At 44.4% G+C, this 14,394-nt stretch carries 15 protein-coding genes; 9 read left to right on the top strand and 6 right to left on the bottom strand.

The genetic code is table 11. The features are described 5' to 3' along the window. Positions 1 to 34: 34 nt before the first annotated feature. Together IGJ15_RS00260 and IGJ15_RS00255 are read right to left on the bottom strand one after the other, a co-directional pair. Positions 35 to 1,417, bottom strand: coding sequence for a lytic polysaccharide monooxygenase (locus tag IGJ15_RS00260; protein WP_010748912.1), 1,383 nt, complete (start codon positions 1,415 to 1,417; stop codon positions 35 to 37). Between the two features lie 276 nt (positions 1,418 to 1,693). Further along, on the bottom strand, positions 1,694 to 3,217 hold the full coding sequence (locus IGJ15_RS00255; RefSeq protein ID WP_010748911.1) for a flavocytochrome c: 1,524 nt from the start codon (positions 3,215 to 3,217) through the stop codon (positions 1,694 to 1,696). 478 nt (positions 3,218 to 3,695) lie between these two features. Here IGJ15_RS00255 and IGJ15_RS00250 point away from each other — a divergent pair, with 478 nt between their 5' ends. Beyond that, positions 3,696 to 4,115 carry a phosphate-starvation-inducible PsiE family protein gene (locus tag IGJ15_RS00250; RefSeq protein ID WP_430599232.1) on the top strand — a complete coding sequence of 140 codons (420 nt, stop codon included), beginning with the start codon at positions 3,696 to 3,698 and terminating at the stop codon, positions 4,113 to 4,115. Between the two features lie 15 nt (positions 4,116 to 4,130). On the opposite strand, the gene IGJ15_RS00245 is transcribed toward IGJ15_RS00250, so the two are convergent. Then, a complete protein-coding gene (locus IGJ15_RS00245; protein WP_231434796.1) occupies positions 4,131 to 5,936 on the bottom strand; it encodes a sensor histidine kinase in 1,806 nt (601 codons plus the stop codon). Positions 5,937 to 5,989: 53 nt separating this feature from the next. Here IGJ15_RS00245 and IGJ15_RS00240 point away from each other — a divergent pair, with 53 nt between their 5' ends. After that, complete coding sequence (locus IGJ15_RS00240; RefSeq protein WP_010748908.1) at positions 5,990 to 6,706, top strand: response regulator transcription factor; 717 nt, start codon at positions 5,990 to 5,992, stop codon at positions 6,704 to 6,706. Here IGJ15_RS00240 and citG read toward each other — a convergent pair. The 3 genes from citG to IGJ15_RS00225 form a co-directional block, all read right to left on the bottom strand. Next, the gene (gene citG / locus IGJ15_RS00235; RefSeq protein ID WP_010748907.1) at positions 6,683 to 7,546 is read right to left on the bottom strand and encodes a triphosphoribosyl-dephospho-CoA synthase CitG; all 864 of its coding nucleotides are present in this window, start codon (positions 7,544 to 7,546) and stop codon (positions 6,683 to 6,685) included. The genes IGJ15_RS00240 and citG overlap by 24 nt on opposite strands. Beyond that, on the bottom strand, positions 7,539 to 8,234 hold the full coding sequence (locus IGJ15_RS00230; RefSeq protein ID WP_005230494.1) for a GntR family transcriptional regulator: 696 nt from the start codon (positions 8,232 to 8,234) through the stop codon (positions 7,539 to 7,541). Before IGJ15_RS00230 ends, citG begins: the two co-directional genes overlap by 8 nt. Before the next feature lie 116 nt (positions 8,235 to 8,350). Further along, positions 8,351 to 9,697, bottom strand: coding sequence for a CitMHS family transporter (locus IGJ15_RS00225; RefSeq protein WP_010748906.1), 1,347 nt, complete (start codon positions 9,695 to 9,697; stop codon positions 8,351 to 8,353). Between the two features lie 431 nt (positions 9,698 to 10,128). Between IGJ15_RS00225 and IGJ15_RS00220 the strand changes: the two genes are divergently transcribed. Genes IGJ15_RS00220 through citE form a run of 7 tightly spaced genes read left to right on the top strand, consistent with a single transcriptional unit; the run spans position 10,129 to position 14,392 of the window. Next, positions 10,129 to 10,476 carry a hypothetical protein gene (locus tag IGJ15_RS00220; RefSeq protein WP_010748905.1) on the top strand — a complete coding sequence of 116 codons (348 nt, stop codon included), beginning with the start codon at positions 10,129 to 10,131 and terminating at the stop codon, positions 10,474 to 10,476. Positions 10,477 to 10,485: 9 nt separating this feature from the next. Then, positions 10,486 to 10,899, top strand: coding sequence for an acetyl-CoA carboxylase biotin carboxyl carrier protein subunit (locus tag IGJ15_RS00215; protein WP_430599231.1), 414 nt, complete (start codon positions 10,486 to 10,488; stop codon positions 10,897 to 10,899). Between the two features lie 23 nt (positions 10,900 to 10,922). Then, on the top strand, positions 10,923 to 12,038 hold the full coding sequence (locus tag IGJ15_RS00210; protein ID WP_010748903.1) for a sodium ion-translocating decarboxylase subunit beta: 1,116 nt from the start codon (positions 10,923 to 10,925) through the stop codon (positions 12,036 to 12,038). A 24-nt stretch (positions 12,039 to 12,062) separates the two neighbouring features. Continuing rightward, positions 12,063 to 12,188, top strand: coding sequence for an OadG-related small transporter subunit (locus IGJ15_RS00205; protein ID WP_008381833.1), 126 nt, complete (start codon positions 12,063 to 12,065; stop codon positions 12,186 to 12,188). A gap of 12 nt (positions 12,189 to 12,200) precedes the next feature. Continuing rightward, positions 12,201 to 13,196, top strand: a complete 996-nt coding sequence (citC, locus tag IGJ15_RS00200) for a [citrate (pro-3S)-lyase] ligase (protein ID WP_010748902.1) — start codon at positions 12,201 to 12,203, stop codon at positions 13,194 to 13,196. A gap of 12 nt (positions 13,197 to 13,208) precedes the next feature. Further along, positions 13,209 to 13,517, top strand: coding sequence for a citrate lyase acyl carrier protein (gene citD, locus IGJ15_RS00195; protein ID WP_005230465.1), 309 nt, complete (start codon positions 13,209 to 13,211; stop codon positions 13,515 to 13,517). Then, the gene (citE, locus tag IGJ15_RS00190) at positions 13,505 to 14,392 is read left to right on the top strand and encodes a citrate (pro-3S)-lyase subunit beta (protein ID WP_005230463.1); all 888 of its coding nucleotides are present in this window, start codon (positions 13,505 to 13,507) and stop codon (positions 14,390 to 14,392) included. The genes citD and citE overlap by 13 nt, the downstream gene beginning before the upstream one ends. Positions 14,393 to 14,394: the final 2 nt, after the last annotated feature.

Raw genomic sequence — 14,394 nt, 5'->3', positions numbered from 1 at the left:
CGCACTGCTCTTGCTTTACTGATTCATTCAAGGGTTACAGCTTCTGAAACAAGGTTGATGCTTGATCAGGAGACCAAGTGGTGTCCCCGTAATTTGAGTGGGTGTTGATCACGATATAGTTGCTGCCTTTATGGCTCACGATTTCACCACTTGTATACACTTCTGGTGCAGAGAAAGTACCTAGTTTCCACACACGGTATTCTGACTCCCCGCCTCCAGGTGTTTCCGTTTCTTCATTGGCATTGGTTTTCACGCTCAGCTGGTTACTAAAAGCGGATTGTTCGCCCGTTTTACTGATTGCTTTGATTTGGTAATTGTAGGTCGTGTCCGCTGCTAGATTCGTGTCTTCATAGGTTGTTCCTGTGGCTGTAGCGATTTTGATGCCATTGCGGTAAACGTCATATCCAGCGATCCCATTTGTATGAGTCGATGCTTGCCACATTAAGGACACGCTGCTGTCTGTCACGCTCATTTGGTGTAGGTTGCCTGGTGTCGAAGGGGTTTCGACTTGATTGTCTGCTGAGGTAGTCACTTTCACTGCAGCACTTTTTTCTGAAACTAACGCCGTAAAGCCGACTGCTTCTACTTGATAGCTATAGGTTGTGTTGGCTTTTAATTGCGTGTCGGTAAAGGTTGGCTCAGTAGTGGTTGCCACTAAGGCACCATCACGATACACGTTGTATTCTTTCGCATCGGTTTGACCGTTCCATGCTAAAGCCACCGTGCTGCTAGTCACTCGTTCTGAACGAACATTTGCTGGTGCTGCTGGTTTTTCGGGAATGACCGTTGAACCAGAAACGTTAACGTCAATCACGTTATAAAAGGCATTTGGCGTATCGGCAACATCCCAGACCGCTAAAATGACATGGTAACCGAGACGATTTTCTGGAATGGTAATGGTATGGCTTGGACTATTGCTGGCAGCCGAACCATCGTGATTCACAGTAGCGATCAATTCCAAGCTATCTCTTGAAAGTGGCGCGTTTTGATCCCATCCTGGTTTCGTGATATAGTAATGCCATTTTGTGGTCTTATGCGGCGCTGTATAATGCCAATTGACCCGCAATGGTCCTTGATTGATGTCTTGTTTGGTCCAACGATTGGTTCCTTGTTCATCAAGAACAAAATCCCCGATTTGCCCGAGTCCACCATCTGCTGAAGCGATGCGACCATCTACTGGTCCTACTTCTGGAAAGCCTTTTTTGGTTTCCAATGATTGTGGGTTTGAAATGACATTGCCATATTTCTCAAACGCAGCGCTCCACCCTAACGTATTGCGATCCAAAGACCCTTGATAGCCCCGACTGACCGGTGATTCCACATAACCATGAGCAAATACTTGTTTCCCCGTGAAGAACAAGGTCCCTCCAAGTAAGATTGCCACCCCGACCGACCATTTTACCAATGCGTTTTTCATACTCTGCCTCCTAAAATTTTTTATCATCGAATAAACCAATCCTATCCGTTTATTCCTTGATTCCGATTCATTGAAAAGCAAATCCTACTGACAAAAACATTTTGTTTATATGTGAATTATAAATTATCAAATCATTATAAGATTATAATGACTAGTTTCCCGTCCTTTCAGTGAGAAATACAAAAAACTTGAAACGATTCTCCTCCTAATCGCTTAAGAGGATTCGTTCCAAGTTTCTTTTTTTATATACGATCTTTTTTAGGAAAAAGCAGCCGCTTATTTCCCGTTTTCTTTCACATAGTCAGAGGATTGCGCGCCTGCTTGGCGACCAAAGACCATAATGTCGGCTACAGCATTGCCGCCGATTCGATTTTGTCCGTGGATACCGCCGGTCACTTCACCTGCTGCATACAAGCCAGTGATTGGTGTGCCATCTTCTTTCAATACTTGGGTCTTCGTATTGATTTTGACGCCGCCCATTGTATGGTGGATCCCAGGTGCGATTTGAATCGCATAGAATGGCCCTTCCGTCAGATCATAGTCCATCGCCGTTTCACGACCGAAATCTTTGTCGGCTTTGTCTGCCACTGCTTGGTTCCATGTATCTAAGGTTTTCTTCAAGGTTGCTGGATCGACATCGATTTTTTCAGCTAAGGCTTCGATGGTGTCGGCTTCTACCACTACGCCTTGTTCTTTGTAGTAATCGACTTGTTTGGCTCTACCTGCTAACGCATTGTCAAAAATCAAGTAGGCATAGCTTTCTGGCAGATCCGTGATAGCAGCTGAAACATTGTCGCGGGTTTCTAATTCATTGTAGAAACGTTCTCCTTGTTGGTTCACCAAGATGGCGCCTTCTCCACGAACGGTTTCACTGATCAACATGCCTGTATCTTGAACTACTGTTGGATGGACTTGGATTTGGTCCATATCAACCGTTGCGCCGCCTAATTCTTCGATCATCTTGATACCATCGCCTGTACTTCCTTCAGAAGTCGTGCTGACATAGCCTTTCAGATCTGGACGGTATTTTTCGATCAGTTCTTTGTTTGAGCCAAAACCACCCGTAGTAACAACGACCGCATCACCAGCGATTTCTTTTTCTTCGCCATTGATTTTTACGTTGACGCCAGTGACTTTTCCGTCTGTTTCATTGATTTTTGTCACATCAGCATTTACAAATAAAGGAATTTCTTGCTCATGAATGTTTCTCAACAAACCATCCACCAAGTACGTACCGACTGCTGAACCGTCGTGAGGACGATGGATCCGTTTTACACTGGCACCACCGCTATAGCTGATATTGTCTAAAGTGATCCCCATTGAATCCAACCAATCAATTGCTGAAGCAGAGTTGTCCACTAAATAATGCAGCAATTCTTGATCGTTGGTTCCTTTACCACCTTTTAGGGTATCTTCAAAAAATAGTTCATTGGAATCTTCAATGCCTTGGGCTTCTTGGAACTTGGTTTCTGATGCGTTCATTCCGCCAGAAGATTTCAAGGTATTTCCGCCTGCGATCGGCATTTTTTCTAAAATGACTGGATTCATTCCAGCATCTTTAGCCGACAAGGCTGCTGCCATCCCTGCACCGCCAGCACCAACGATGACGATATCATATTGATCTTTTAACTCTGCTGGATCGGTATACTCTTGTTGGGAAGCACCTGAAGTGACTTCACTTTCTGAAGAAGAGCTTGCCGCACTGCTGCTGGCTTTTGTTCCGCCATCGGCGCCACATGCACTAAGCAACAATAATGAGGCTGCCCCAATCACCCATTTTGACCATCCACTTTTTTTCATTTGTTTCCCTCCGTTTTTCTTGCTCTTTTCTCCTCATTGATCCCCGTCATATACGATAAGAAAAGCAGCATTTTTCTTGCGAACTCCGCCCAACTTGTTACTTTATTAACAATGATAAACATCTTGCGATCGGACTATTTTTCTATTCGATAGCGATAAAAACATTGTTTAAGCAACATTTCAACAGTGTTCTATTTTATTTAACCATTGTAACAAAAAAAGAAACTAAGTGTCTCGTAATAATTTGTGTATATTTTAACTATCCATTCTCATCTTATTCTAATTTTACCAAAAAAAGATATTATATTTTCCTCGCTACTTTCTGCTATTGAAAGCTATCACAAAAGACATGCCCATAGAAGGACCGTTAAGCTTGCGGTCAAAAAGATATGGCCGCGATTGTTCTTTCTCTGTTCTTTTCCCTTTGTCCTACGCCTTCTTTTGTATAATAAAAGAAAAAGCAGAAATGGAGTGGCGAATGGAAAAATTGACCCGAATGTTCGAGCGAGTGATCAGTATTTGCATTGATAGCATGTTGGCGATCTTAGTCGTTGTCATCTTGATTTTTATGGGAAAAGCGATTTTTATGATCAGCACGACGCTCTTTCCCTTAAGTGAAGCGCCTCACCTGTCCTTTTTGATTGAAGAAATTGCCACGTTATTCATTTTATTAGAAATCATTTTGATGTTGCTGCGGTATATGAAGGATGGACATCACATTCCCGTCCGTTACTTGATTCTGATCAGCATTACTGCGATTTTGCGCGAGTTATTGTTGACGCAAGGTATGGCGAACGATGCCCTATTTTTTGCTTTAGCGATCTTTGTTTTGGTACTCGTCTTGCTAGTCCTGCAAAAAATCAATGCCTTCCAACATACCCAGGAAAAAGACCACTGAAACCATCCCATTGGATCAGTTGGTTTCAGCGGCTTTTTCGGGATCAGTTAGAGGGATACCAATATAAAAGGTGGTTCCTTTAGGTGTACTTGTAACATCAATCAGCCAATCGTTTTTTTCCACGATCGAAGAGACAGTGAAGAGTCCTAGACCAGTACCGCCAGTGGCACTCTTGGTCGTGAAAAAGCGGGTAAAGATTTTTTCTTGGATCGCTTCTGGTATGCCGGAACCGTTGTCGGCGATTTCGATCAAAGCAAACTCCTGTTGCGCGGAGAAAGCTTGCTTACGAAACAGAAAGGTGGCGCTTTCTGTCGAAGTGCGGCTCAAGCGAATGCTGCAATCGGCATTTGCTTGGTACACATTCATCAACAAATTGTAAATGATGACTTGCAGATCGATCTTCTCGTAGACGGCATATCCTACTTCTTGGATATCATACGTAAGGGAAAAGGCTTTTGGCAGCAGCGCACGCATAGTATCGATGGCTTCTGTCAAGGTAGTAGCGATCGACTGCACAGTTTTATCGGCACTTTCGAGTTTCGAAAAACGCAGCACATTGCTAGATAACTCTTTGCCTTTTTCTGCTGCTTTGCAGACTTCTTGCAAGTCCTCCACCAAGACTTCATCGTGTTGGTTTTCCTCGATCAGTAATTGTAGATGACCAATCATGGGCGTCAAAAAGTTGTTTAGGTCATGGACGATCGAGGTCGTTAATAAGCCAATGGTTTCCAGTTTTGATTCTTGCAAAATGTTTTTTTCGATCTCGTGCTTTTCTTTTAACAGCCGTTGTCGTTCTTTCAATGCTTGGTTTTCGACATAGGCTTGATTGCGTTTCATGTAGTTTTTGATCAGGATCGTCAATAAAATCATAATGACAAACAACAAACCTAGTAGGCCGATCAAAATTAAGTTGTCTTGTAAAAAGAGACCGCTTTGCTCCAAAAAATCGGCATTGCTAGCGACGATCAGCCGACTGTCGCCGATGGTGATCCATTGATAAGCAGCCAATTTCAGCACTTTTTGCAGTGTTTCTTCGTTCCACCAATAAGAATAATAGACGGAGGTGCCTGCTTCATTGTCGATTTGTTCTTGCTCCAAGCGCTCAAGATCGGTGAAATCCAGCTCTGGAAATTCTTTTTTGCGGCTTTCAACGATGGAAAAACCAATTTGTTCGTCCGATGGGTGCATAACGATCCGCATCTCGGCGTTTTTGACCATCGTATAGCCGGAGACATTGCGATCGGTGGTAAATTCATGATGGTACATGCGCTGTAGATTCAAAGGCATCACAAGAATCGCTTCTTTGTCGTCAAGGGTTAAGGACTGATACACATTTAGATAGGCCTGCTTGCCATCAAAATAGACTTGCCCATTTTGTACCTGCCGTCCTGCCAATACTTTGTCTAAGGATGGGTCTTTGAATAACAATTCTTGCACCGGCGGGTCTTCTGGTTTATTGACCGCCGTTGCGGTATTTTGGGCGATGACCTGACCTTGTTGGTCGATCAAAAACAATCCGACCATGGCATTGTTCGCAGAATTGATCACTGGTAACGTTAAGGGGCGCTGCAAATCAGCCAAGGCGGCGCCTTCGAGGTGGTCATCGGCATAATTGGTAAGAGCCATGTGGTACGATTCGATACTGCGGCTGATCAGCTTGATCGCCGCTTGATTGACCGTTTCCAACTGCCGCAACCCGACGGTTTCAGCTTGTCTTTGTGCGCTTTTATAACTTGTAAAGGTAAAAATAAGTCCAATCAGTGTAATGAATAAGGTAGCGACCACACTTAAATACAGCCAAAACTTTGATGGCGGTTTCATTGTAAACCCCTTTCATATTTACTATAATACTATTGATACAGGAGGCGGATATTTTGCGAGATGAAAAAATTTTAATCGTTGATGATGACCCTGCCATTCGGCGGCTGATTTGGAAATCTTTACAGTCGACGGGTATTTTGATCTACCAGACCGATTCCGTTGAAAAAACGATTGCGATCAACTTTCGTGTCAGCTTTGATCTTTTTTTACTGGATATCAGTTTAGAGCATGAAAATGACGGCTATCATTTGGCACAACTGATTCGGGAAGAAAACCCCACGGTGCCGATCGTTTTTTTGAGCGGAAAAAGTGACGAAAAAGACATGATCAACGGCTATGAGATTGGCGCCGATCACTACATTACGAAGCCTTTTTCACCGGCACTCTTAAAAGCACAAATCGTTTCGATTCTTGATCGCCGCAACGTGCTGCGAGAAAAAGGGATCGCCAAACCGGAAGGCGATCTGTGCAGCGGCATGTTTCGTTTTGACCAAAAACGCTATCAGTTTTTCAAAAATGATCAGCCCATCAAGTTGTCTTCAAAAGAAATCATGCTGATGCGCTTTTTCATGGAAAATCCAGATCAAGTGTTCTCGAAAGAACAGATTTACAGCAATGTCTGGCAAGATGGCCAATTCGATGCCAATACCGTGATGGTTTTTATCAATCATCTGCGAAACAAAATTGAAGATGAGCCGAAGCACGCCCGCTTTTTAAAAACCGTTTGGGGGATCGGCTATACCTTTTTACCAGAAGGAGACGCCTTCTAGCTGCAAGAAATAAAGCGCCAAGGCTAAAAGATCCGCCGAGCCGCCGGGACTCAAATGGCGTGCAATCAATACTTGATCATAGATCGTTAATTCACGAAGCAAGTCTGTATCTGACAGATTGGCTTGGTGAATTTTTTGCATCTCCTGCTGTACCGTCTTCATCGCCTCGTAACCTCCTCGATGGACGAGGTTGCTGTCTTCGGTTTCACTCATTAGATAGACTAACCCGCGCAACAAGGAAACGGAGGTTTTTTGCGGTTGCTGCCGCAAGTACTCCAGCAGTTTTTTGACCGTTGGATACCCAGCTGCAGCTTCTCCACGAATCCCCATCGTGCCGTAGGTCAAATAATTTTTTTCCCCATAAGACAATTGGTCTTTGTGGGTGATTTGCTGCAGGTCTTGCTTGACCAAATGCTGGCAGATATCAGCGGCAAGCTGCAGGATCTGATTGGTATCTTCAGCCATCAGCTCCGCCTTGCCATTTTGTTGATAATAGACTCCTGTCGCCCCCAACAAAACTGCAAAGGAAAAGTTCGCCCCTTTGTGGGTATTGATGCCTTTGGTTGCCCGAAGCATCGCTGTTTCTGCTTCTTGACCGATCCCACGTAACTGGTCAAACAGCTGGATCAGCGAGCCTGTATGGGCAAAGCCCGCTTGGCTATAGCGCTGAAAAAAAGGCGCCAAACAAGTGATACTGTTGATAAAGGTAAACACATTCATGTCCTGATGCGCACCAGAGGAGCAAGGATCTACTAAACCAGGCTTGGGTGCTAACGCTACCTCATAATGCAGCGCATTGACTGCATAGCTGCTGGCGATAAAAAGACGGGAATCAGTCAATTTTTCTTCGCTCCATTTCAGCAAGAATAAATTGCAGGGAGTGATCCAAATGTTCATGGGTCAACAACGTGATCTGTTCCGTGTCATTGGTTCTCATGCCGCGATAAATCAGCCAATGTTCCGCCAATGCCGCATCCCTTCTTCTAGAAGAGCGAATCGCAATGTCACGAAAATACACGAGGTACGCTTGCAGATCTAGCACGATACTTTTTAACCGCAGCATTTGACTTTTTTCGTAAATAAACGCATTGAAGTCCGAAAAGTTTTTCAAGACCCCATCCACATCATCCTCACGATTCAGCTGTTCGCCATGTTCTAACAAGCAGCGCATCTCCTGGAAATCTTCCTCAGTCATCAAGTCCATCGCTTTGATGGTCGCTAACGTATCCAATGATTTGCGGATATCGTAAATCTCATAAGCATCTTTGATACTGATCCCTTTTACGACGATGCCGATTTTTGGCACATGCTCCACCAGTTTTTCAGCCACGAGCTGAGTCATGGCGTAACGAATCGGGGTTCGGCTGATATTTAGCGTATCGGAAAATTCTTTCTCATTGATGCGAGAGCCTGCGGGAATATCTCCTAAAATGATGGTTTTTTTGAATGCTTCATAGATCAAATCTTTTAATGGTTTATTTTTGGTCAGATCCAGATTTTTATTTACTGCATCAATAATTGGATTCATGATTTACTCCTATCATACTAAAAACAAATGAGATTTTTGGAAAAAAATAAGTTTATCGATAAACAAGGAAAACTACCGAGCAAAATGGCAGCCTGCTCGATAGTTTCTGTATGAAATTACTGTGGAATATAAAACGGCATGTGACCTAATAGCACGATCGTAACGACGAAGATCACGAAAATCCCCAGTGCGTATTTCGCCGCTTCTTTTTGCCATTGCCCCATATCTAAGCCCGTCAAGCGCAACAGCAAGTAGATGAAGGCAACCAATGGACTTAACAAGTGGAACGCTTGGCCCATTAAGGACGCCAAGGCCATCTGCATATTGGTAAAACCATACGAACGACCTGCTTCTGCTAAGACTGGCAGGACCCCAAAGTAAAATCCGTCATTGGAAATAAAGAAGGTCCCAGGTGCAGAAATCAGGGCAATGACTAATCCCCAGAAACCAGCCAATTGTTTAGGGATGATTTGCGTGAAGCTATTCGCCAAAGCCGTTGCCATCCCTGAGCCTTGGAACAAGCCCATGAAGACGCCTGCTGCAAAAACTAAAATTACGACTTGCACAGCGTCGCCGCCGTTGGCACCGATCCGTGACGACTGGTCTTTCAAGATTGGGTAGTTGACCATCAATGCAATACACGTACCTACAAGGAATAACAAGATTGGCGGTAAAGCGATACTAGAGATAAAGGAGCTTGCTACTAACCAGCCAATCAAGACGATTGTTAAGATACCGTTGAAGACAAAGTTTTTCGGACGGCGGATCGCTAATGTATCAGGATCAGTCACAGTTGTCATTTCTAAAATCTCATCATTCGTCAGCTCGGTAACCCCTAAACGTTTCCGTTCTTGGATCCCCATTCTGCGAGCCACAAAGAAAACCACATAGAGCAAAGACAAGATCATTCCTGGCAGCAGATAAGAAAGAATATCCGCATCGACTTCCAGCACGGCCATTGCCCGAGCAGTTGGTCCGCCCCATGGCAACAAGTTCATGATGGTATTTTGCAAAATGATCAAGACACCAAGGTTCATCATTTTCATATTCAACTTCTTATAGATGGGAATAAACGCAGAACAACAGATCAAGGTCGTGGTCGTTCCATCACCGTTCAAAGAGACTGCAGCGGCAACGACTGCCGTTGCCATCAAGACTTTCATCGGATCGCCTTTAGCAAAATAAATCATTTTTTTCGTGATTGGATCAAACAATCCCGCATCCAACATAATCGAAAAGTACAAAATCGCAAACAGCAACATGATCCCTGTGTTGGCTGTGGTGGAGATTCCCTCAAGGACAAAATCACCGATATTGCCTTTTTCTGAAACACCAGCAACCATCGCAACGAGGGTAAATAGTAATGGGATAATTACTAAGGATGTAAAGGGTGACATTTTTTTCTTCATGATGACGAACATGAAGACAATAATCATAGCATAGGATAAAATCGTTAAGAACATTTTCTTCTTCCTTTCATGCATCGAAATGTGTAAGCGTTATCAAAAAACATTTTAAAAAAATTACAGGCCCGTAATTTGTTAGCGACAAGCGTCACTAGTTTGTGAATCTTTTTCTTTTATTAAAGGAAATAATGTTATTGAATGCTTTACACGTCTAAGAATAAACAATCAAGAAATAGAAAAAAAGACCCGTTTAAAAAAAGAACAGCAAAAAAACAATTTCTCTTTTCAAATCTTATTTTTCGTTTAAAAAGTTCTTAACAGAATATTAACGCAATAAAAACCTTGATAAATCAACGTTTATCTCGGTTTTTCGCTCTTTTTTAAAAAAAGGAACACTGAAAAAACAATTTTTAGCCGAAATAAATCTCGCTGATTGAACGGGAGTTTCTATAATGAAAGGGAACGAATCATTGAGAAAGGAGAAACCCATGAATCTTATTAAAAGATTGTTCAAAAAAACGCATGATGAACCTGATGCGGCTGTCAGCTCCCCTTTGAAGCCACAGGAAATGATAACGGATCCACCCGCGTCTGATTGGCAAGAAGTGTCGAGCTATCAGCCAGCGCCTGCAGAAGATTATCCATTAGTCAGTCTGATAGCCGCCGCACTAGGGGCTGAATGTTACCCTGAAAGTCAGTTTGTCATTCGAAGAATTGAGAAGCGTAATCCTGATTTTAGGCGAGTCGCCCTGATTGCTGCCAGTATTGCCGCAGGAGAGCTGCCTGATTCTCAGTTCACAATCAAAAAAATAGCCAAAAAAAATGAAAACAAGTGAGGGAAAAACATGTTACGTAAATTTAAAATAGCGATCGATGGGCAAGAATACCTTGTCGAAATGGAAGAAATCGGTGCGCCGCAACCTATCGCTCCTGCCCCAGCAGTGCCAACACCGGCTCCCGCAGCGGTACCTGCTCAACCAGAGGCAGTCAGCACACCAGAACCAGAAGTAGCACCGCAGCCAGCGCCAGCTACGCTTCCTGCTGATGGCGAGCCGATTCATTCTCCGATGCCGGGAACGATTTTACGTCTCTTGGTCAATGTAGGTGATACTGTACAAGAAAATCAGTCGTTGATGATTTTAGAAGCCATGAAGATGGAAAATGAGATCGTGGCACCAAAAGCAGGAACCGTGGTTGCGATTGCAGTCAATGCGGGCGACATGGTCAACCCAGGAGAACTGCTGATTACGATCGGCTAATTTATTGAAAAGGAAGTGACGTAGTGGAAACGTTAATTGAAGGTGTAGTCGGGTTAGGATCGGAGCCGGGACGGATCGTTATGATGTTCATCGGTGGTCTATTAATGTATTTGGGGATCAAGAAAGAATATGAACCGACCTTATTAGTACCCATGGGATTGGGCACGTTGTTAGTGAACTTCCCGAACTCAGGTGTGTTAAGTGCTGGCGGAGAAGCTGGCCCGTTCCAAGTATTGTTTGATATGGGGATCTCAACTGAATTGTTCCCCTTGCTTTTGTTTATCGGGATTGGCGCGATGATCGATTTTGGTCCCTTGCTGCAAAATCCATTTCTTTTGTTGTTTGGCGCTGCTGCGCAATTCGGGATCTTCTTTACGATCATCGTTGCCGTGTTGCTTGGTTTTGATTTAAACGACGCAGCTTCCATCGGGATCATCGGCGCTGCTGACGGTCCGACTTCGATTTTTGTCGCAAATACGCTGAACTCGAAATATATGGGTGCGATCATGGTAGCAGCTTACTCTTACATGGCGCTAGTACCGATCATTCAACCGGTTGCCATCAAAGCAGTGACGACCAAGCATGAACGAAAAATTCGTATGTCGTATCGTGCCGGCGAAGTTTCGCAAACGGCCAAAATTTTGTTCCCGATCGTGATCTCGATCGTAGCAGGGTTGATTGCGCCTGTTTCATTGCCACTGGTTGGATTTTTGATGTTCGGGAATCTCTTGCGGGAATGTGGTGTCTTGGATCGTTTGTCCATCACTGCTCAAAATGAACTAGTGAATATCATTAGTATCCTCCTAGGTTTATCAATTTCTGTGAAAATGCAATATGAAGAATTCTTACAAGTCGATACATTGATGGTTATTGGTTTAGGGCTGGTTGCCTTCGTGATGGACTCGGTCGGCGGCGTGTTGTTTGCGAAAGTGCTGAACTTGTTCCGTAAAGAAAAAATCAATCCAATGATCGGTGCCGCTGGTATCTCTGCGTTTCCAATGTCTAGTCGGGTCATCCAAAAAATGGCGACAGATGAAGATCCGCAAAACTTTATTTTGATGCATGCAGCCGGTGCCAACGTTTCAGGACAGATTGCTTCGGTCATCGCCGGTGGCTTACTGCTGGCACTGATTGCTTAGGTCACTAGAAAGGAGAGGAAAACTATGAGTCAAGATTTACTGACTTCATTTGAATTGTTGTTATTCGGTTGGGGCGGCGTCTTTGTCGTGATCCTGATCATCTACTTCGCATCCTTGCTTTTGTCGAAGCTCTTCCCAGTAAAAAAATAAAGAAGGCATTGTATGTATACCCTGAAAAGAATCTGGCTGCAAAAAGATCCAGAAGTCTTTTTGCAATGGCAAAAATTGATCACCCGTGCTGGCTTAGCCGTCGGTGAAGAGGTAGCCTATACCGTTGGCATTTTTGACCAGCAAACCTTGATTGCTACTGCTTCTTGCTATACCAATATCATCAAGTATGTAGTGGTCTGTGAAAAAAGACGCTCCGAACAGCTGTTGACGCAATTGATTTCGCACCTTAGCGATCATATCAAAGACGAAGGCTTCACCAAGTCCTTCGTCTATACAGCACCGAAAAACCGCCTGTTTTTTGAATCCCTCGGGTTTCGTGAAGTGCTGGCAGCACAAGACATCTTGTTCATGGAACAAGGCGTTCCTTCTTTTGAAAGCTATGCCCAACAGCTGCAACGGCAGCGAATTGGACAAAACAACGGCGCGATCGTCATGAACGCTAATCCTTTTACTAAAGGACATTTGTACTTAGTCGAAACGGCTGCGAGTCAAAAAGAACAGGTTTATGTGTTCGTTTTATCAGAAGACCGCTCGCAATTTTCTGCCAGCGAACGGCTGCAGATGGTGACGGATGGTGTGGCTCATCTGCCAAATGTAACGGTGCTGACGACCAACAACTATCTCGTCTCTTCGGCGGTCTTTCCCAGTTATTTCTTGAAAGAGCAAGCACCTGAGGCGATCGCCAAAAAACAAGCCGCCTTTGATGCAACCCTCTTCAAAGAAAAAATTGCCCCGCTGTTGACGATCACTACGCGTTTTGTAGGCTCAGAGCCTTACTCGCCCGTGACCCAACTCTACAACGAGGCAATGGCTGCCGTTTTTTCACCCGAGCTTGAACTGATCGTGATCGACCGTCTGAAGATCAACCAATCAACCGTTTCGGCTACAAAAGTCCGGAAAGCGATTGCAGAAAAAGATTTACTTTCCTTGCAGCAATTTTTACCAGAAACAACGTTCTCATTTTTAATGCAGCATAACTATATTTAGAGGTGATAATAAGTGGAAATCAAAAAAAGTGCGGTTGCTGGCTCTGTTGAATCCAGTGATATCTTAATCGCGATCGAGCCTACCACAACCCAAACCATCGAGCTGACCCTCGATAGCAGTGTCGAAAAACAATTCGGCAAACAAATTCGCGCCGTCATCCTTGAGACGCTGAACCATCTAGGCGTGACACAGGCCAAAATCACTGCCACCGATAAAGGCGCATTGGACTGTACCATCAAAGCCCGAACTCTGACCGCCGTTCATCGGGCCGCCGAACAAGAACAGTATGCTTGGAAGGAGATCGACACATGGAACGTTTAAGAAGAACGATGATGTTTGTACCAGGAGCCAATGCTGCCATGCTACGGGATGCACCATTGTATGGCGCCGATTCCGTTATGTTTGATTTAGAAGATGCGGTCTCCTTGAATGAAAAAGACTCCGCTCGGACACTGGTGCATTTTGCCTTAAAAACCTTTGACTATTCTGCCATCGAAACCGTCGTACGCATCAACGGCCTCGACACGGTGGGTGCCCTTGATATCGAAGCGATGGTCCTAGCGGGGGTCAACGTCATTCGTCTACCGAAAACCGAAACCGCCCAAGACATCATTGACGTTGCCGCTGTGATCACACAAGTAGAAGAAGAAAACGATCTGCCTGTAGGAACCACCAAAATGATGGCTGCCATCGAGTCTGCCGAAGGCGTTTTAAATGCCCGAGACATCGCTACAGCTTCCGATCGTTTGATCGGGATCGCTTTAGGGGCAGAAGATTATGTCACCAATATGAAAACCCGTCGCTACCCAGATGGGCAAGAATTGTTGTTTGCCCGCAGTATGATCTTGCATGCAGCTAGAGCTGCGGGGATCGCCGCTATCGATACCGTCTTTTCTGATATCAATGACACAGATGGCTTTATTGCTGAAACGACTCGCATCAAGCAACTTGGTTTTGACGGAAAATCAGTGATCAATCCACGGCAGATTCCCCTAGTCAATGGGATCTATGCGCCTTCAAAAGCCGAGATCCAACAGGCCAAAGAAGTGATCTGGGCCATTCGCGAAGCCGAAAGCAAAGGCTCTGGTGTTATCTCCTTGAATGGCAAAATGGTCGATAAACCAATCGTTGAGCGAGCGGAACGCGTGATCGCCCTTGCCAAAGCAGCGAAATTGATTACCGAGGAGGAAGTGTAATT

It is taken from the genome of Enterococcus sp. AZ079, from assembly GCF_050547255.1.
In the GTDB taxonomy this organism is placed as follows: Bacteria; Bacillota; Bacilli; order Lactobacillales; family Enterococcaceae; genus Enterococcus_D; species Enterococcus_D casseliflavus.
Note: the sequence above shows the minus strand (reverse complement) of the source record. Positions and strands in the feature narration are given on the sequence as shown.